Source organism: Paenibacillus xylanivorans, assembly GCF_001280595.1.
Classification (GTDB): domain Bacteria; phylum Bacillota; class Bacilli; order Paenibacillales; family Paenibacillaceae; genus Paenibacillus; species Paenibacillus xylanivorans.
Window position 1 is genome coordinate 248,852 of record NZ_LITU01000050.1, and the last position, 18,759, is coordinate 267,610.

Consider the following 18,759-nt stretch of genomic DNA (forward strand, 5'->3'; position numbering starts at 1 on the left):
CTAGAAAAAAATAACTTTCTTTTACAAAATATTGTGATATAATTTCAATTTGAAATATGTTTTTCTTGTATTTGGAAACTAATTTTTCCAAGGAGGGGTTGGCTTTGTTTTGTGTTGAATATGATTTACCGACTAATCGTGGGCATTATTTGGCAGAAGGCGATCATGGCGACCGATGGTCGGTGAAACCGGATCACGCATCTTTGCATAACGTTTCCTTGGAAGATGAGATCCATATGCTACGCCGCAAGATGGAACAGATATTCCTTGAAGAGAAATCATTCACATCCGATATTGTAATTGAAATTAGCAGCTTGCTAGATTTGAAGATTAATGAATACATGAAGGCTAATCCGATTAAAGGAAAATAATTTTTCGTTGTATCGAAACGTTACGTATGCAATTCGAAGAAGACCCGGTAGGGGTCTTTTTTTTGATTTATGAACAGTTTGCTTCGGATAAGCAGGGTTATTTTTTTGCGTGGAACAATTGTGATATATTGTACATAGGAGACTAAAGGGGGAACTGGAATGAAGAGATTTTGGGGGCTTACCGCAATTATTTCTATGATTTTTCTGCTTGCTGGTTGTGGCGGTAAGGACGGGTTTACCATTTTTTTTATTGACAACCAAGGAAATCCATCCGTGATCTCGGAGCAGTTGCAAGCTAATTTGCAGCAAAAGTTGGGCGAGGAGCCCAAGGTGGAGGTTATCACCAGTGCGATGTATGATGTTCAGAAAATTATGGTAGAGTATGCAGCTGGTGGACATGATATTTTTATTTTGCCTGAGGCTGATATGAAGCAGTACGGAAGTAACGGCTCCAATATTCCGCTTGATGATACATTTGATCCGGAGAAGTATAAGCGCGGTGTATTTGAAGGCGGGGTTCTGGTGGAGAAGGGTGAAGGAGATGACGGTTCAGATATCAAGACAGAATCACATCTCTATGGCATTCCGCTGGAAGACATGCAAATGTTTAAAGATGTAGATTATGCTGCGCAAAATCTGTTTGCTACCATTCCAGTTTCAGCGTCCAATGTCGAAGAATCCAAGAAAGTGCTGAAGGCGCTGACAGAGTAAATGCAATCTAGTATGGCTACTGAAGGAGGGGAGCGGATTGCTAATTACGGTCACAGGCGGCATAGGCAGTGGTAAAACCCGATTTGCGCTTGGATACGCAGCCCGGATTAGCCGGGAAGGCATCTATTTATCCACTGGTGATCATGATCCCGTGATTCCCGAATTACCATCCGCTCATTATCGTGCCATCCAGGCTGGAAACGGTCAGCACCTGACGGAGGTGCTTCACCAGATTAATCGAGAGTCCAATCTCTTCCTCGCAGATCAGCGAATCGTTATTGTGGATAGTCTGACAGCATGGATGGCAGCAGGGTTCAGGGCAAGTGATGATCTGGATCAGCAGCGTTCTGAGACACAGTTGTTGCTGGACGCCCTTCTGTCTTACCAGGGAAAGCTGCTCGTGATTACCAATGAAATGCACGGTTCTTTGTATCCTTCAGAGGAAGAACGAATTTTTGCGGCAAGAATGGCGTCGGTTAACCGGGCATTGCAGGCGCATTCGGAACAGATGTATCTGTTGATATCTGGTTTAGCTGTTGATCTCAAAGATCGAGGGCTTCGATATGAAGATTAGCATTTTATAACATTAAACGATAGACGAGCCTAAAGAAGCCTCCGTCACCACAAATGGTGGTGCGGAGGCTTTATTTTATGACAAAAGCTATGCGTGTAAATCTCTTTATTTCCGAGTTTTATTTCGTCTGATCCACCAGATTATACAGCCCACAACAATAATCGCCAGAAGTACATATACGACCAGGGAGTACACGTCCATAAAGTGCAGGATACTCTCCCATGAAGCACCAAGCGCCGCACCAACCGAGACGAGAATAATATTCCAGGCGAGTGTTCCAATGGTTGTGAAAAGCAGGAATAAACCAAATTTCATGTTGGACATGCCGGCAGGAATCGAGATCAGGCTGCGAACTAGGGGAACCATGCGACAGAATAGTACGGTCCACATTCCATATTTGTCAAACCATGCATCGACACGGTGGATATCTTCTTTTTTGATCCGCAGAATATGACCCCAACGTTCTACAATCTTCTCCAGTCGATTGACATCAATCAGCAGTCCGATCCCATACAGAATGACAGCACCAAGCACAGAACCAATGGTAGCCGCAATAATGACGCCAGGAAGGGTTAGGCTGGTGTAGGTGGTCATGAAGCCGCCAAATGGTAATATGATTTCGGAGGGGATGGGGGGGAATACGTTTTCAAGAGCAATAATAAGTGCAATGCCTATGTAGCCGTATTGTTCCATGAAATCGGTTATCCAGTTTTGCATAATCGTCTCCTCTACTTTTGGTTTGCAAGAATTTGGCGTATACTCGGCAGAGTACGCCAACTCATATATACGTATGAAGGATCTCACTGGTTTCTGAAAATAATAGCATTCCCGTATTCATAGCAGGTCAAGTATACTGATTAAGTTAAACTCAAGAAGGGCATGCATTTATATTTAACCCCAGCGTTCTACCATGCGAATGATATTAACAATAGGAGGGATTACAATGGGCATATATACACGAACAGGTGACGAGGGACAGACCTCAGTCATTGGAGGGCGGGTCATCAAGGACGATGACCGGGTTGAAGCTTACGGGACAATTGATGAGCTGAATTGTTTTGTTGGGCAGGCCATCAGTTTTATTGATCAGGCGAATGGGGAATTTGAAGATCTGCGTGAACACTTGCTCGAAATTCAGCAAGAATTGTTTGATTGCGGGTCCGATCTGGCCTTTGTAAAAATCAGCGAAACCAAATATAAAGTGCGGGATGAGATGGCCACCCGGCTTGAGCAATGGATTGATCAGTATGATGAGGAAAATCCGAAGGTAGAACGGTTTATTTTGCCTGGGGGTAGTCTGCTCTCTTCCACATTGCATGTCTGCCGTACAGTATGTCGCCGTGCTGAGCGCCGCGCCGTAACACTCGGACAGCATACGGATATCAACCCTTCTGTGCGACGATATTTGAATCGTCTGTCTGATTATTTCTTCGTTGTTGCACGGACTGCCAATGCGAGACAACAGGTAGCGGACATTGAATATGTGCGGAGCAAAAAAGTATTCCGCCGCAAAGACAAAGAATGAGCGGTTATTATTCACCACTTACTTACACCGTTCCCGAACATGAAGATGGCTGGCTGCTGAAGACCGTGCTCCAACGCCGCCTGCAGGTTTCGCGCAAGCTTCTGTCGAGACTCAAACTCACGGAGCAGGGAATTATGTTAAATGGCGAACGGGTATACATCAGCGTCAAAGTTAGCGCAGGGGACGTCCTGGAAGTCCGAATGGAACAGGAAGAGTCGGATGATATTTTACCTGAGCCGATTCCCTTTACGATACTATATGAAGACGAGCACTTGCTTATCGTGAACAAGGATTCCGGTGTCATTGTACATCCAACACATGGGCATTACACAGGTACATTGGCAAACGGAGTTGTCCATTATTGGAAGTCCAAAGGCGAGCGTTTCCGCTTCAGACCGATTCATCGACTGGATCAGGAAACTTCGGGTGTGCTGGCAATCGCGAAAAATCCATATGTGCATCAGCATGTGTCGGAACAGATGATCGCAGGAACGGTGGAGAAAAAGTATATTGCCTTTGTGCACGGTAGTCCTGCCCAAGAAGAGGGGGCCATCGATGGCCCGATCGATCGTGATCCCGAGGAGCCGCATCGTCGAATCGTTACACCTGACGGGTATGTGGCAAGAACGTTATATACGACTGTAGCCCGATGGGCGGGTGGCAGCGCTAGTGCGGTGAACCTGAAGCTGGAGAGCGGCAGAACCCATCAAATACGGGTACATATGACATCGATCGGCTGCCCGTTAATTGGGGATCGGATGTATAAGACCCTTCCCGTGCATGAGATCGATGAACAGACCATGGCTGTTCGGGAGGAACGAGACACTTGGATTGCACGTCAGGCATTGCATGCATGCGAGCTATCGTTTGACCATCCCATTTTGCACAATCGGATGACGTTCCATGCCCCTTTGCCCGCTGATATGGCGGCATTGGAGGCACGCCTGGATGTTGAGGCATCTCCCAGAGAAGCGTTGTAAAATACTGTGAATCGGCCTGTGATTTGCGCTGTGTGTAGCATCTCAGTGCACGGTGCCCTGCTGTCTATCAATGGTTTTAGATAGATGAACCTATGTGAGTGATGCAACCGCACCCGAACAAAATGCCGTAGGCTAAGGTCTTAAGGTCTTAAGGTCTTAAGGTTTTTATGTTTTAAGGTTTTTGAACCTAAAATGATATAGCCAAATGTACTTTTTTCTCATTGGCACAAAGGTTTAAAATTACAGTGCGATGGTATCGGTTTGGAGCGACTTTTGGATTTGCGAAGCAAACCAAGGGAAGCGAGAAATCGAAACCGGAGCACCACCGGAGCAGCATAGGAGGACTAATAACGATGAGTGATCTGAAAGTATATCAATATGCCAAATGCGGCACTTGCCGCAAAGCGGTAAAATGGCTGGAAGCTCAGGGGCATGAGCCGGAGCTAATCCCTATTTTCGACACACCGCCATCCGAAGCGGAATTGACCGACTTGATTCAGAAGAGCGGACTTGAAGTGAAGAAGTTCTTCAATACGAGTGGAGAAGTATACAAGGAGCAGCAGTTAAAGGACAAGCTACCAGGGTTGTCTTCAGAAGAGCAGATTCGTTTGCTGGCTTCCAATGGTCGCCTGATCAAACGTCCAATCGTTACGGATGGTCACAAAGTGACCGTAGGATTTAAGGAAGACATGTATGAGCAAGAATGGAACAATGCGTAAATTATAAATGAATGATTTCATTGATTGTTAAATGAACCAAGGTGAAAAAGGCTCTGAATGTTCAAATTTCAGGGCTTTTTTGGCTGGTCGATCCTTGGCGGAACTATGCTATAATGATAGAATTAGTTCGATATTTTATTTGCTAGATACAGGATAGGAGAGAATAATTTCAAGTGAATCAACGTAATGAACCTACTTTGTTGCTGGTAGATGGTATGGCGGTGTTGTTCCGTGCATTCTATGCAACATCTGCAAGCGGATATATCAGACGTACAAAGGCAGGCGTGCCAACCAACGCAGTATACGGATTTATCCGTTATTTCTGGGATGCGGTTCAGACCTTTGGGCCAAGTCATGTCGTATGCTGCTGGGATATGGGGGGCAAGACGTTTCGCGGTGAAGAGTATGCGGCTTACAAGGGAAACCGTCCGGAAGCTCCGGGTGATCTGATTCCTCAGTTTGCTCTAATTCGTGAAGTGATGGATAGTTTGGGCATTCCGAATATTGGCGCTCAAGGATATGAAGCTGATGATTGCATCGGTACACTTGCCAAGTACTACACCGAGCAGACGGATATGAACGTGATGGTACTTACGGGTGATCACGATATGTTGCAACTGATCGATGACCGCACAAGCATTATTATTATGAAAAAAGGTCATGGCAATTACATGGTGTATACGCCTGAATCTCTAATGACGGAGAAACAACTGACACCTCGACAAGTGATTGACATGAAAGGTCTGATGGGCGATGCCAGTGACAATTATCCTGGGGTACGGGGCATTGGGGAGAAGACGGCTTTGAAGCTTGTGCAGGAGTTTGGCTCCATTGAAGGTATTTTGGACAATATGGATAAACTTACCCCTTCAGTACGTAACAAGATTGAGAATGATCTCGACATGCTTCATCTGTCCCGCAAACTGGCAGAGATTCACTGTGCTGTTCCGGTAGCTTGTGCACTGGATGTATGTGAATTGCGTCTTGATCCGGATATGGTGATGGACAAGTTCGAACAACTTGAGATGAAGAGCCTGGGCTCTTGGATGGGAGTGGCAATAGGGTGAGTAGCATGCAGACAAAACGGACGGGCAAAAAGTGGTGGACAGGGGCTATGGCCCTCGTCCTTGCTTTGCCTGTAATCCTTTCAGGAGCGGTGAGTGCTCCACAGACAGCAGATGCCAAAGCGGCAATTAGCACCAAGGTACAGAAAGTAAAAGCAGCAGGACGAAGTTTTACCGTTCAGACGGTTAGTATTCCCAAGGGTACACCAGTTACCGTAGGATTAGCGAAGAAGCAGGTTGGTCAGACCGCAACATTACCTTCGATTGTTAAGGCATATGGCGCGCAAGCGGCCATTAACGGAGCGTTTTTTGAAGCTTATAACGGAGCTCCAGATCCATACGGCATGTTAATAGCAAACGGTAAAGTTATACATATTGGAAGATACGGAACAACGATTGGATTTAAGGAAGACGGCTCAGCCATCATGGATTCGCTTCAAGTGAGCCTGACAGGTAAAGTAACAGATACAGAAGGAAAATCACGCAGTTGGTATGCGACCTTTATTAACCGAACACCTTCCGCGAATGCGAGTATTACGATGTTATACACACCAGAGCGGGGATCTACAGTCGGGTTCAAAGGGGGGACGGCGGTTGTGATGGAGAAAGGGATTGTCACCAAGAAAGTACCCAATACCAATGTAGCCATTCCGAAGAATGGCTCGGTGCTGGTCTTCACGGGGAATCAGAAATCTTCGTCGGACCGCTTCACCGTTGGATCAACTGTAGAGATGAATTATAAATACACCAATGCAGCAGGTAAGGAGATTCCTTGGCAAGATGTAGTCACCGCTGTGGGCGCAGGTCCACGTCTGGTGAAAGACGGCAAAGTTGCCGTAAATCCAGCGAGTGAGGGCTTCAAGGATACCAAAATTCTCAACGCCTCAGGCGCAAGAAGCGGTATAGCCATTATGGCAGACGGTTCGGTTATGCTGGCTACCGTTTCGGGAGCGACGATCAAGGAATGGGCTGCTGTCATGCAGAAGCTCGGTGCCAAGCAGGCAATGAATCTGGATGGTGGTGCATCTTCAGGCATGTATGCGGGCGGCAAAATGCTTACTTCCCCTGGCCGCTTGTTAAGTAATACGCTAGTTTTTGGTGGCTCTGTTCGTTAAAAGAAAGCTAATATGGGAGGTAGAATCAGATGACACTCACACATAACCGGAAGCCAGATGAAAGCAAAACGGCGGTATTAGCTGTAAACGTAGGGCAACTTCAGGCCTTGCCTGGCCAGAAGCGCGAAGTGTTGAGCGGCATTGTGAAACATCCCATATCCAGCCCGGTCTTCCTGTCATTCACCGGAATGACAGGGGATGCCCAGGCGGATCTGGAGCATCATGGTGGGCCTGATAAGGCGGTTTGTGTATACGATTACAGTCGTTATCCGGCCCTTGAACAACTGTTGGATCGCAAGCTGGACTGGGGAGCTTGTGGAGAAAATCTGACTGTTGAAGGCTGTATGGAAGATGAAGTCCGGATTGGTGATGTGTATGAATTGGGGGAAGCCAAGGTACAGGTCAGCCAGCCAAGACAGCCTTGCTTCAAGCTGGGTGCACGGTATGATTACAAAGAATTGCCTGTTTATTTTCAGGAGAGCGGACATACCGGATTTTATTTTCGAGTGTTGCAAGAAGGTGAGGTAACTCTCTCTGCACCATTCAGACGAATCAGCACTGATCCTGCATCAATGACCATTCTGGAAGCTAATCGAATTATGCATCAGGGGAAACATGATGCGGTTGGTATGCGTGCTTTGCTGGCCATTTCAACGCTGGCCGACAGCTGGAAGCAGTCCTTGTTGAAGCGATTGGCCAAGCTCGAAACTGCTGAACTGGATTAATGATGCCATCGTTCAGAGGACAGATTCGAAGATCCATTTTAATTTTAAACTACTTGGGAGTGTGACTAACATGACGATTTTAGGCGCAATTGAAGCTGGAGGAACCAAATTTGTATGTGGTATCGGTACGGAAGAAGGAGAAGTTCTTGAACGCGTAAGCTTTCCAACAACGACACCGGAAGAGACGATGGCTCAAGTCATTGCTTTTTTTGAAGGTAAAGGAATTGAAGCTTTGGGTGTAGGTTCATTTGGTCCAATCGATCCAATTGAAGGAAGCCCGACCTATGGTTACATCACAACAACACCGAAACCACATTGGGGACAGTACAATATGATTGGTAAGCTCAAGGAGCACTTTAATGTACCGATGACGTTCGACACGGATGTAAACGGTGCAGCACTCGGGGAAGCAACCTGGGGAGCTGCACAAGGCCTGGATAGCTGTCTGTATATTACGGTTGGAACGGGTATTGGTGCAGGTGCAGTTGTAGGAGGCAAAATGGTCCATGGATTGTCTCATCCAGAGATGGGGCACATCATTGTACGCAGACATCCCGAAGATACGTATGAAGGGTTCTGTCCGTATCATGGAGACTGTCTGGAAGGCCTTGCCGCAGGTCCTGCCATCAATAAACGTTGGGAGCAACCGGCTTACGAACTGCCAGCCGATCATAAAGCCTGGGAGATTGAAGCACATTACCTGGCGCATGCTTTGATGAATTATGTATTGATCCTCACTCCGCAAAAAATCGTAATGGGTGGCGGTGTGATGAAGCAGGAGCATCTGTTCCCGATGGTCCGGAGCAAGCTGCAGGAATTGCTCGCTGGATACGTTCAGCATCCTGCACTTCAGTCCGAAATTGACCAGTATGTCGTTTCACCGGGACTTGGCGATAATGCGGGTCTGTGTGGTTCGCTTGCACTGGCAAAATTGGCTTTGAACAAGTAATAGCTTTAAAAATAAGTAGTTGACGAATTTTTCCATTGTGGTAATATATGAGCAACAGCATAGCACGGTTAATGAGGAAGCACCTCTCTTGCATGGATTTTGCAGGAGAGGTGTTTTTTTGTGCTGCATAAGATAGCACAATACAGACTGTGTGGAGCTGAACTATTAAAGGAGGGACAAGAAATGGAAGTCATTTTCATGAACAGATTATCCAGAATGTCAGATCAGAATGAAGAGCATGCGCAGTTGTGGATCGGTGAAGAAGAAGGAGAGTGGCATCTGGGCTGGACCCGATATGAGGAAGGAGATCGTGTGGATGCCATCTGGTATGATGGGAGTTCATGGGACGAGCTGTTACATGTTTATCGTCATCAGCTAGCGATACAGATGGGCGAAGGGTATCGTCCATTGTTGCAGGGTTTGTTTCACGAAAATGATGATTTGAAGTCGCGCAGTTATGGCGGTCAGCGTCTTCATTGTTACAGTGAATTATATGGCAATGAGGGGCTATATATGGATCTTTGCATATGGCGCAGGAAGAGAGCGGCGTCTGATCGGAAAGCCCCCTATTTTATTGCAACGAACCGATTGTTACGCTTAATCAGTGCCTTTGTTCCACAATCCATCGATGAATTGATGCAACTGCCTGGCGTAGGAGAGAATAAGGCGTCTGAGTACGGAGCTGAATGGCTGGAGCTTACGAATGGACTGGAACGTTCCACATCTTTTCCGCTAGAGTGGGTGTACACGGTTCTGAAGGAACAAGAATATGAGAGTTGGCTGTACAAACAGAGAGAGCAGAAATACAAGCAGGAGCTGGACAGATTCACAACACGCAAGCAGGTACTCGAAGGCATGAAGGAAGGGCATACGCTGGAGGAGATCGTGAATCGTTCCGGATTGTCCCGGCGGGAGCTAATTGAGCTGTTGGAGACACTGGATCTGGAGGGGTATGACACAGATTGTCTACTCGATGCGGAGCTTGCTGTCATGCCCGAAGAGGAGCAAGAGGCGGTATGGAGTGCCTACGAGGAGCTGGGAGATACGTTTCTGAAGCCTGTGCTACATAAAGTATATGGAGGAGAGAAGCCTGGCGGGAGCAATCTGGAGCAGGTCTACGAAAGACTGCGTATGATTCGAATCCGGTTTCGTCGTCACACAGAGACGGAGCAGAATGCAGGCTAGAATTGGGATAGATCAGCAGGTGTTCATTTCATTCTAAAATAGATTAAATAAAAAAAGACGAGGCGTCTCCAGATGTGGAGCGCTTCGTCTTTGTTATTTCAAACCCAATCTTTTTTACGGAAAATAAAGAACATGCTCAGGCCCAGTGTAACCATCAGGCCAATGACCACAAAGTAACCATACTTCCAGTCCAACTCAGGCATGTTCGTAAAGTTCATCCCATAGATGCCCGTAATAACGGTCAGCGGCATGAACACCGTTGTAATAGCGGTGAACACACGCATGATTTCATTCGCCCGGTTGGCGATACTGGATTGGTAAGCTTCTCGCAAGTTCCCCATCAGGTCGCGATAAGTCTCGAAAGTTTCGGATATTTTCACAGCATTCTCATAAATGTCACTGAAATACTTCTGCAGTTGATCATCAATAAGACGCAGATCTTTTTTATTGAGTGTGTTGATGACCTCTTTCTGAGGTCCCAGCACTTTTTTTAGCCATAAAATCTCACTGCGCAGCCCGATAATCTCATTCAGATGAGACTTCTTGGTATGCATCAGGATGTCTTCTTCAAGCTTCTCGATGCGGGCTTCAATTCGGTCACCAACTGTGAAATAATTATCAACAATCAAGTCAACCAGCAGATACAGCAGCTTATCTGGCGTACTGATCTCCTGTTCCCACAGGATTGGCTTCAATGTCCGCAATTCGCTGACTTTCTGTTTGGTAACACTGATAATGAAGTGTCTGCCAAGGAAGAGGTTAACGGCACGTAAAAAAATCTCTTCATCATCAAAACGAATGCTATTAATAACAATAAAATAATGGCTCTCATAAATTTCAATCTTCGGACGTTGTTCTTCGTCGCTCAAACAGTCTTCCACGGCCAGATCATGCATCATGAACAGCGGTTGAAGTACCGCCAAATCGTCTACGTCCGCATCAATCCAGTAAAATCCCTCCGCTGGTGGAGTCAGCGCCTGCTGAATGTCGTCCACCGGAATAAATACACCGTTGTTTACCAACCGGATTTTCATTGTTCATCTACTCCTTCTGCACCCGCCAAATGGGCGGATTTCATCAATATGGGCGCAAAAAGAACAGATCAGCCGGTCGGCAGCGGAGCCTGGGAGTCAGGACTGCGTTCGCTTTATAACCAAACGGAAGTAACGTCCCGCTGCCGGCATGCTGATATCAATTCTCTATGCAGTTTGTCGGAATTCGGCTGCCAGTCAGGCCTCGGGTCGCCATCCATTGAATATGTCACCTCTCACATAAGGGTTTACAACACTTGTCTAGTATACCGCTGGTACAGGGTCCTTTCAAGCGCAAAAATGTGTCGATTTCGCGCCCTGGAGCAGTGTATGACAACGGATGGTGAACGGTTCCGATCCTGAGGAACAGACATTGAACTACACCTTGACGTGAGGGGATTAATGTTTTAAAGTAAACGTTGAACCACACTAGTTTTTACAATTAAATAAAGCGAAATCTTATCAAGAGTAGGTGGAGGGACTGGCCCGATGAAACCCGGCAACCGGCGGTATACCGCACGGTGCTAATTCTTGCAGCGACCAAGTGTCCAAGTGACACTGTTGTAACTGAGAGATGAGAGAGGCGCATATCTATTTACATATGACCTTTCTCGGAATCCGAGAAAGGTCTTTGTTATATGCACCGACTTCTCAGCAGTGATTTTCGCTAAGGAACTTGAGCTTGCCACCAGCATTGTGGTTGCAATTCAGCGCCTGCAGGCAAGCTCATGGCAGCCTATAGCTGTACGGATGCGAATCGTATCGTACCCGCAGTGGCTGAATCTATCTATGCACAAGGAGGAGTTAGAACCATCATGCCAATCAAAATTCCAGACACACTGCCTGCCAAGGAAGTACTTGCAGGAGAGAACATCTTTGTCATGGACGAGACATCCGCTTACCAGCAGGACATTCGTCCACTACGTATCGCTATATTAAACCTGATGCCCACTAAGGAAACGACAGAAACTCAATTGCTTCGTCTGGTGGGTAACACACCCATACAGGTAGATATCGTTTTGGTTCATCCGAAGTCCCATACATCCAAGAACACATCCCAAGAATATTTGGACTTGTTCTACAAAACCTTTGATGAAATTGAACACCGCCGTTTTGACGGTATGATCATTACAGGTGCTCCTGTAGAGCAAATGGACTTTGAAGATGTGAACTATTGGAAAGAAATCCAGGAGATTTTCGAATGGACCAAAACCAATGTGACTTCGACCATGCATATATGTTGGGCTTCCCAAGCGGGTTTATATCATCATTTCGGAGTTCCCAAAGTTCCGCTGGATGAAAAATGTTTTGGTGTATTCTCACATACGATCAACAGATCCAATGTGCAGTTACTGCGCGGATTCGATGAAGTATTCAACGTCCCGCATTCCCGCCATACGGAAGTGCGTCGTGAAGATATTGAAAAGAATGAGCATCTCGAAATATTGGCTGAATCGGAGGAAGCGGGTATTTTCCTGGTTGCTACCAAAGACGGCAAACAGATATTTGCCACCGGTCATGCCGAGTATGACCCGCTCTCATTGAAATGGGAATATGACCGGGATGCGGCTAAAGGCATGGACATTGCGCTGCCTAGACATTATTTCCCGAACGACGATCCTTCCCGTGTTCCCCCGGCCACTTGGCGGGCCCATGCAAACTTATTATTCTCTAATTGGCTCAATTACTATGTGTATCAAGAGACGCCTTACGATATTGGTCCGCAAATCTAATCGACATTACAGGAGGATGCTGCAATGGAAGACAACAAGTTGAAAATCGAAAGCCGATTGGCTCAAATTGGGTCCATCAATGAACCGGTAACAGGTGCCATTAATTTTCCGATCTATCAATCCACTGCGTTTCGCCACCCGAAGCTTGGACAAAGCACGGGGTTTGATTATATTCGTACGACCAATCCAACCCGGAAAGTATTGGAAGAAGCAGCGGCAGCATTGGAGTCGGGTGATGCAGGTTTTGCCTGTAGCTCCGGCATGGCTGCTTTGCAAACGATTTTCGCTTTATTTGGACAAGGGGATCATCTGATTGTATCGCTGGATCTATACGGGGGAACGTATCGTTTGCTTGAGCGCATTCTGTCTCGATTTGGTGTGACGGCAAGTTACGTAGATACCAATGATCTTGCAGCTCTGGAAAGTATTCGTCAGCCGAATACAAAAGCGGTATTTATTGAGACACCTACCAATCCACTAATGATGATTACGGATGTGGAAGCTGTTTGCTCCTGGGCCAAGAGCCACAACTTGCTGACCATTGTGGATAATACACTACTGACTCCGTTCTTCCAGCGTCCAATTGAACTTGGTGCAGATATCATCATCCATAGTGCCACGAAGTATCTGGGAGGTCATAATGATGTGCTTGCCGGATTAATTATTACCAAAGGGGAAGAATTATCAGCGGAAATGGCATTCCTGCACAATTCCATTGGCGCAGTGTTGTCTCCGAGCGACTCCTATCAGTTGATGAAAGGTATGAAGACACTCGCTCTTCGTATGGAGCGGCATGAGTATAATGCCTTGACGATTGCCAAGTATCTTTTGGAACACCCAGCCGTTAACGAAGTGTATCATCCTGGTTTGTCGGATCATCCCGGATTTGAAATACAAAATAAACAGTCGAGCGGGAACACAGGCATCTTCTCTTTCAAAGTAAAGGATGCTCGTTATGTTGAACCGTTGCTGCGTCACATCAAACTAATTGCTTTTGCGGAAAGCCTCGGGGGGGTAGAGTCGTTGATGACCTATCCTGCGGTACAGACCCATGCGGATATCCCGATTGAAATTCGTGACGCTGTAGGTGTGGATGACCGTCTGTTGCGCTTTTCTGTAGGGATTGAGCATGCCGAAGATCTGATTGCCGATCTGGGCAATGCACTCACAGCTGCACAGCAGGAGATAGAAGGAGGAACGCATCATGAGTGAGCAAAACAATAATGCCAACAATCATGAACGGAATGTTCATTCTGACCTGAAGTTCGATACCAAGCTGTTGCATTTCGGTGACGAAATCGATAAAACCACCGGGGCTTCCAGTGTGCCCATTTACCAGGCTTCCACATTCCATCATTTTGATATTTTTAATCCGCCTCAACATGATTATAGCCGTTCCGGTAACCCGACTCGTCAGGCATTGGAGGATTACATTACATTATTGGAAGGTGGAGCCCGCGGATTTGCCTATTCCTCCGGCATGGCAGCCATCTCTAGCGTGTTCATGATGTTCTCCGCAGGAGATCACATGATTGTAACGGAAGATGTATATGGAGGTACGTATCGACTGCTTACTTCCATTCTAAGCCGGATGCAGATCGAGACTACCTTTGTGGATATGACCAATATTGAGGAAGTAAAGGCAGCGCTCAAACCGAACACGAAGGCAGTCTATATGGAGACACCATCCAACCCGACACTTCGGATCACGGATATTGCTGCGGTCACCTCCTGGGCACAGGAACATGAGTTAATCTCCATTCTTGATAATACCTTTATGACACCGTACTACCAGCGTCCAATCGAGCTCGGGGTGGATATTGTCGTACATAGTGCCACCAAGTTTCTTGGCGGGCACAGTGATGTGCTGGCAGGTTTAGCTGTTGCTCGTACCGATTCACTGGGAATACAGCTAAAACAATTGCAGAATGGACTTGGAACCGTGCTCGGTGCCCAGGAATCATGGCTTCTGATGCGCGGAATGAAAACCTTGGGTGCACGCATGGCACACAGTGAACAGAGCACTGCCAAGCTGGCAGCTTGGCTCAGTGGACGCAGTGATATTACGGCTGTATTTTATCCGGGGCTGCTGGATCACCCCGGCCGTGAAGCTCATGAACGTCAGTCAAGCGGATACGGCGCTGTCGTGTCGTTTGACGTCGGTTCGGGTGATCGGGCCAAGGCTGTACTTAACCGTGTGAAATTACCAATTGTTGCCGTGAGTTTAGGTGCGGTTGAAAGTATCCTGTCTTACCCTGCGATGATGTCTCATGCGGCTATGCCGGCTGAGGTTCGCCGTGATCGGGGGATTACGGACGGATTACTGCGCTTCTCGGTTGGTCTGGAAGACATTGATGACCTGATTGCCGATCTGGATCAAGCACTTCAGGACTCGTAGAGTCCGTAGTATTGAAACACGGGTGTTAGAGCGTGTTGAAGAAGAAATGAAATAGATAGCATATGTAAACATTTTTATTAATTTTTAAAGCACCTGTTCATAAGGTGCTTTTTTTCACATGTAACCTGTGTTACGATATGTGGAGTACAGAAATGCGATGTTGCCACCAAAACTTTCATCTATATGAACAAGTTGGGACGGATCGTGATTATATTTTCTCTTCATGAGGGAGGCTTTTTTACGATGAGTACGGTAGACCGTATCTTAGATAAAGCCCTTCGGGGCGAACGTTTGGACTTGGAAGACACGATTCAGCTCTTTGAATCGAATGAAGTAGACAAAATCGGGGCAGCCGCCAATGTGATTGTAAAACGCATGCACCCCGAACCATACAGAACATTTGTAATTGGGCGTAACGTCAACTACACGAACGTGTGTGATGTGTACTGCCGTTTTTGTGCTTTCTACCGCAGACCTGGTTCTGACGAAGGATATGTACTTCCCGATGAAGTCATTTTCCAGAAGATTAAAGAAACCGAAGACGTGAACGGTACCGAGATTCTGATGCAAGGTGGAACGAATCCGAATCTGCCGTTTAGCTATTACACTGACCTGCTCAAAGCAATCAAGGAGCGTTTCCCTAATATTACGATGCACTCCTTCTCTCCGGCCGAAATTATGAAAATGGTTGAAGTGTCCGACGGTCTTACTCTGGAAGAAGTTGTACGTGCGATTCACGAAGCGGGACTGGATTCCCTGCCTGGGGGTGGTGCCGAAATCCTGGATGACCGTACACGCCGCAAAATCAGCCGTCTGAAAGGCTCATGGCGCGATTGGATGGACGTTATGCAGACAGCTCACCGTATCGGTATGAACACAACGGCAACGATGGTTATCGGCCTTGGTGAAACGATGGAAGAGCGCGCATTGCATCTGCTTCGTGTACGTGAAGCTCAAGATGAGTGCATTGCGAACAAGTATGATTCCGAAGGATTCCTGGCATTTATTCCTTGGACATTCCAACCGGATAATACGAACCTGAAGCTGGAGCGTCAGACACCGGAAGAGTACCTGAAGACAGTAGCGATCAGTCGACTGGTACTCGACAACATCAAGAACATCCAATCCTCATGGGTAACCATGGGACCTGAAGTCGGCAAAAAATCACTCGAATTTGGCTGCAATGACTTTGGTAGCACCATGATTGAAGAGAATGTGGTATCTGCTGCAGGTGCGACGTACAAAGTCAACATTAGTTCGATTACGCAACTGATTCGGGAGTCGGGCTATATTCCGGCGCAGCGTAACACAAGATATGATATCCTGCGCACGTTTGATGAAGAAAACGCCATTCATGAAGATTTCGTAATGCAGAACTAATATCTATTTTAACCTATGCCACTCTGACGAATTGAATTGATAAGGTCAATTCGTCGGTTTGGATATGAAGTCCGTTGATTACTCTTTCTAAGGGGAATCGGCGGACTTTTTAATTTTTCTTCACACCAAGCGAATATCCACAGATCATCAAACAGTACATATTACGCATTTGGCGATATTTTATATTGAAATTGAACTGTTACAATGAAAGGGCACGTGAGTAAGCAGACATGCTGGGAAGGGGCAGGCTGATGAAAACAAGAAGACTTGGAAAGACGGGACTGGAAGTACCTGTATTAAGCTTTGGTGCATCCTCTTTAGGTTCGGTATTTCGTGATATTGACCAAGGTGAGGGTGTTCGAACGGTTCACGCTGCCGTAGATGCAGGGATGAATTATATAGATGTTTCGCCCTATTATGGATTAACGAAAGCCGAATTTGTGCTTGGAGAAGCCATCCGCAGTTTGCCACGCAGCTCATTTACGTTGTCGACCAAGGCTGGACGTTATGGGGAGAATGCATTTGATTTTTCACGTAAGCGGATACATGATAGTGTACAAGAGAGTCTGGATCGACTTCATACCGATTATATCGATATCCTGTTTCTGCATGACATTGAGTTTGTCCCGGCCGAAATTATTATTGAAGAAGCTTTCCCAACCTTACTCCGCCTGAAAGAGCAGGGGGTAATCCGCCATGCAGGTATTTGTGGATTACCGCTGCCGTTATTCGAAAAGGTACTGCCACAGATTGATGCTGACGCGATCATCTCCTATTGTCATTACGCATTGAATGACACTTCACTGCTGTCCTTACTGCCGCTTTTGGAAAAGAAAGAAATTGGCCTTGTGAATGCTTCGCCTCTATCCATGGGCTTATTAAGCACAAGAAGCACTCCTGCCTGGCACCCCGCAGATGATCGGGTGAAGCAAGTCTGTCTGCAAGCAGCACGGTTCTGCGCGGAACAGGGCAGTGATATTGCGAAGCTTGCCGTGCAATTTGCAACTGCCAATGAACGGATTCCAACGACACTGGTCAGTAGTGCAAACGAGCATAATATCCGTAACAATGCAGCCTGGATTGAAGAACCACTAGACCAGGAACTGTTATCGGAGGTGCTACGTATTTTGGCTCCAATTCATAATGAGAGCTGGGCCAGCGGCCGCCCTGAATATAACATTGAACATAACATGAAATCACAAGCATCAAAGGGGGAACAGGAATGAGAGCGGTTATTTGTGAAGAAATAAATCGTTTGGCATTGCGAGACATAGCTGAACCCGAAAGAACCGAGAACCAGGCGTTGGTTACCATCCGACGAATTGGAATTTGCGGAACAGATCTGCATGCCTACAGAGGCAATCAGCCATTTTTCACTTATCCCCGTGTACTGGGTCATGAGCTTGCAGGAATTATTGAAGAGATCGGGCCCAATGAGGCGGGCCTGAAGCCTGGAGATCAGGTGAGTATTATTCCATATTTGCATTGTGGTCATTGCATTGCTTGCCGATCGGGAAAAACGAATTGTTGTGTGTCCATGCAGGTGATGGGTGTACATGTGGACGGTGGTATGCGGGAGAGAATCGTTGTGCCTGTTTCGCACTTGCTCCAAGCCGAAGGGCTTACACTGGATGAAACTGCGATGGTAGAACCGCTGAGTATTGGTGCTCATGCGATCAGAAGAGCAGGTCTAAGGCCTGGAGATCAGGTGGTTGTCATTGGAGCTGGACCAATTGGTCTTGGCGTGATGGCATTTGCCAAACAGGCGGGTGCTCGGGTCATTGCCATTGACCGGAATGAGGACAGACTGGAACTTAGCCGCACGTGGGCGGGAGTGGATGCTTTGGTTCAGGCCAATGAACAAGCGGCCCAGCAAGTTGCAGAAATCACGGACGGAGAATATGCGACGGCTGTCTTTGATGCAACAGGAAACATGCATTCGATGAATGATGCCATCCATTATGTGGCCCATGGTGGTCAGTTAATCTTTGTTGGACTGGTCAAAGCCGATATTACATTTCATGATCCCGACTTTCACAAGCGGGAGATGAGTATTCTGGGCAGCCGAAATGCAACGCGGGAAGACTTTGAGCAGGTTATGTCGACCTTGCGGGAGAAGAAATTGAACATGGATGGCTACATTACACACCGAGCGAATTTTGACCAACTGCCTGATGATATCGACACATGGTTACGACCGGATTCGCATGTAGTGAAAGCGATAGTGGAGTTATAAATAAGATGAACAAAAAACTCTCTTTGATCCTGCACGAATGGTTAACATCCATAGGAATCAGAG

19 protein-coding genes and 1 riboswitch are annotated in these 18,759 nt (G+C 46.8%); of the genes, 17 read left to right on the forward strand and 2 right to left on the reverse strand.

Features of this window, described 5'->3' with window-relative positions; translation table 11 throughout:
- Positions 1-104 precede the first annotated feature (104 nt).
- The 3 genes from AMS66_RS08910 (at position 105) to AMS66_RS08920 (ending at position 1,656) form a co-directional block, all read left to right on the forward strand.
- Positions 105-371, forward strand: a complete 267-nt coding sequence (locus AMS66_RS08910) for an aspartyl-phosphate phosphatase Spo0E family protein (RefSeq protein WP_053780449.1) — start codon at positions 105-107, stop codon at positions 369-371.
- A gap of 159 nt (positions 372-530) precedes the next feature.
- Positions 531-1,082: a type 2 periplasmic-binding domain-containing protein gene (locus AMS66_RS08915; protein WP_053780450.1), complete on the forward strand. Its 552-nt coding sequence runs from the start codon at positions 531-533 to the stop codon at positions 1,080-1,082.
- A gap of 37 nt (positions 1,083-1,119) precedes the next feature.
- A complete protein-coding gene (locus AMS66_RS08920) occupies positions 1,120-1,656 on the forward strand; it encodes a bifunctional adenosylcobinamide kinase/adenosylcobinamide-phosphate guanylyltransferase (RefSeq protein ID WP_053780451.1) in 537 nt (178 codons plus the stop codon).
- 105 nt (positions 1,657-1,761) lie between these two features.
- Here AMS66_RS08920 and AMS66_RS08925 read toward each other — a convergent pair whose 3' ends face one another.
- Positions 1,762-2,373, reverse strand: coding sequence for a DedA family protein (locus tag AMS66_RS08925; protein WP_024628348.1), 612 nt, complete (start codon positions 2,371-2,373; stop codon positions 1,762-1,764).
- 226 nt (positions 2,374-2,599) lie between these two features.
- Here AMS66_RS08925 and AMS66_RS08930 point away from each other — a divergent pair, with 226 nt between their 5' ends.
- The 8 genes from AMS66_RS08930 to AMS66_RS08965 all read left to right on the forward strand — a co-directional run bounded on the left by AMS66_RS08930 (position 2,600) and on the right by AMS66_RS08965 (position 9,918).
- Entirely contained in the window at positions 2,600-3,181 is a 582-nt protein-coding gene (locus tag AMS66_RS08930) for a cob(I)yrinic acid a,c-diamide adenosyltransferase (protein ID WP_053780452.1), read from the forward strand.
- On the forward strand, positions 3,178-4,161 hold the full coding sequence (locus AMS66_RS08935) for an RluA family pseudouridine synthase (RefSeq protein ID WP_053780453.1): 984 nt from the start codon (positions 3,178-3,180) through the stop codon (positions 4,159-4,161). The genes AMS66_RS08930 and AMS66_RS08935 overlap by 4 nt, the downstream gene beginning before the upstream one ends.
- A gap of 353 nt (positions 4,162-4,514) precedes the next feature.
- Positions 4,515-4,880 carry an arsenate reductase family protein gene (locus AMS66_RS08940; RefSeq protein WP_053780454.1) on the forward strand — a complete coding sequence of 122 codons (366 nt, stop codon included), beginning with the start codon at positions 4,515-4,517 and terminating at the stop codon, positions 4,878-4,880.
- Between the two features lie 173 nt (positions 4,881-5,053).
- Entirely contained in the window at positions 5,054-5,947 is an 894-nt protein-coding gene (locus AMS66_RS08945; protein ID WP_082350622.1) for a 5'-3' exonuclease, read from the forward strand.
- Between the two features lie 5 nt (positions 5,948-5,952).
- Positions 5,953-7,059 carry a phosphodiester glycosidase family protein gene (locus AMS66_RS08950; protein WP_053780555.1) on the forward strand — a complete coding sequence of 369 codons (1,107 nt, stop codon included), beginning with the start codon at positions 5,953-5,955 and terminating at the stop codon, positions 7,057-7,059.
- Positions 7,060-7,088: 29 nt separating this feature from the next.
- The gene (locus tag AMS66_RS08955) at positions 7,089-7,784 is read left to right on the forward strand and encodes an MOSC domain-containing protein (protein ID WP_053780455.1); all 696 of its coding nucleotides are present in this window, start codon (positions 7,089-7,091) and stop codon (positions 7,782-7,784) included.
- 70 nt (positions 7,785-7,854) lie between these two features.
- Positions 7,855-8,733: an ROK family protein gene (locus AMS66_RS08960; protein ID WP_053780456.1), complete on the forward strand. Its 879-nt coding sequence runs from the start codon at positions 7,855-7,857 to the stop codon at positions 8,731-8,733.
- Positions 8,734-8,916: 183 nt separating this feature from the next.
- The gene (locus tag AMS66_RS08965; protein WP_053780457.1) at positions 8,917-9,918 is read left to right on the forward strand and encodes an HRDC domain-containing protein; all 1,002 of its coding nucleotides are present in this window, start codon (positions 8,917-8,919) and stop codon (positions 9,916-9,918) included.
- Positions 9,919-10,016: 98 nt separating this feature from the next.
- Here AMS66_RS08965 and corA read toward each other — a convergent pair whose 3' ends face one another.
- The gene (corA, locus tag AMS66_RS08970; RefSeq protein WP_053780458.1) at positions 10,017-10,952 is read right to left on the reverse strand and encodes a magnesium/cobalt transporter CorA; all 936 of its coding nucleotides are present in this window, start codon (positions 10,950-10,952) and stop codon (positions 10,017-10,019) included.
- Between the two features lie 453 nt (positions 10,953-11,405).
- Positions 11,406-11,530: riboswitch (SAM riboswitch) on the forward strand.
- A gap of 234 nt (positions 11,531-11,764) precedes the next feature.
- On the opposite strand from corA, the gene metA reads away from it, so the two are divergent.
- The 6 genes from metA to AMS66_RS09000 all read left to right on the forward strand — a co-directional run bounded on the left by metA (position 11,765) and on the right by AMS66_RS09000 (position 18,696).
- Complete coding sequence (gene metA, locus AMS66_RS08975) at positions 11,765-12,682, forward strand: homoserine O-acetyltransferase MetA (RefSeq protein WP_053780459.1); 918 nt, start codon at positions 11,765-11,767, stop codon at positions 12,680-12,682.
- Between the two features lie 24 nt (positions 12,683-12,706).
- The gene (locus AMS66_RS08980) at positions 12,707-13,894 is read left to right on the forward strand and encodes an aminotransferase class I/II-fold pyridoxal phosphate-dependent enzyme (RefSeq protein WP_053780460.1); all 1,188 of its coding nucleotides are present in this window, start codon (positions 12,707-12,709) and stop codon (positions 13,892-13,894) included.
- Positions 13,887-15,080 (forward strand): trans-sulfuration enzyme family protein, encoded by a 1,194-nt coding sequence (locus AMS66_RS08985; protein WP_053780461.1) that lies wholly within the window; start codon positions 13,887-13,889, stop codon positions 15,078-15,080. Before AMS66_RS08980 ends, AMS66_RS08985 begins: the two co-directional genes overlap by 8 nt.
- 243 nt (positions 15,081-15,323) lie before the next feature.
- On the forward strand, positions 15,324-16,460 hold the full coding sequence (gene mqnC, locus AMS66_RS08990; RefSeq protein WP_053780462.1) for a cyclic dehypoxanthinyl futalosine synthase: 1,137 nt from the start codon (positions 15,324-15,326) through the stop codon (positions 16,458-16,460).
- A 251-nt stretch (positions 16,461-16,711) separates the two neighbouring features.
- Positions 16,712-17,686 carry an aldo/keto reductase gene (locus tag AMS66_RS08995; protein WP_053780463.1) on the forward strand — a complete coding sequence of 325 codons (975 nt, stop codon included), beginning with the start codon at positions 16,712-16,714 and terminating at the stop codon, positions 17,684-17,686.
- Positions 17,683-18,696 carry a zinc-binding alcohol dehydrogenase family protein gene (locus tag AMS66_RS09000; protein ID WP_053780464.1) on the forward strand — a complete coding sequence of 338 codons (1,014 nt, stop codon included), beginning with the start codon at positions 17,683-17,685 and terminating at the stop codon, positions 18,694-18,696. Before AMS66_RS08995 ends, AMS66_RS09000 begins: the two co-directional genes overlap by 4 nt.
- Positions 18,697-18,759: the final 63 nt, after the last annotated feature.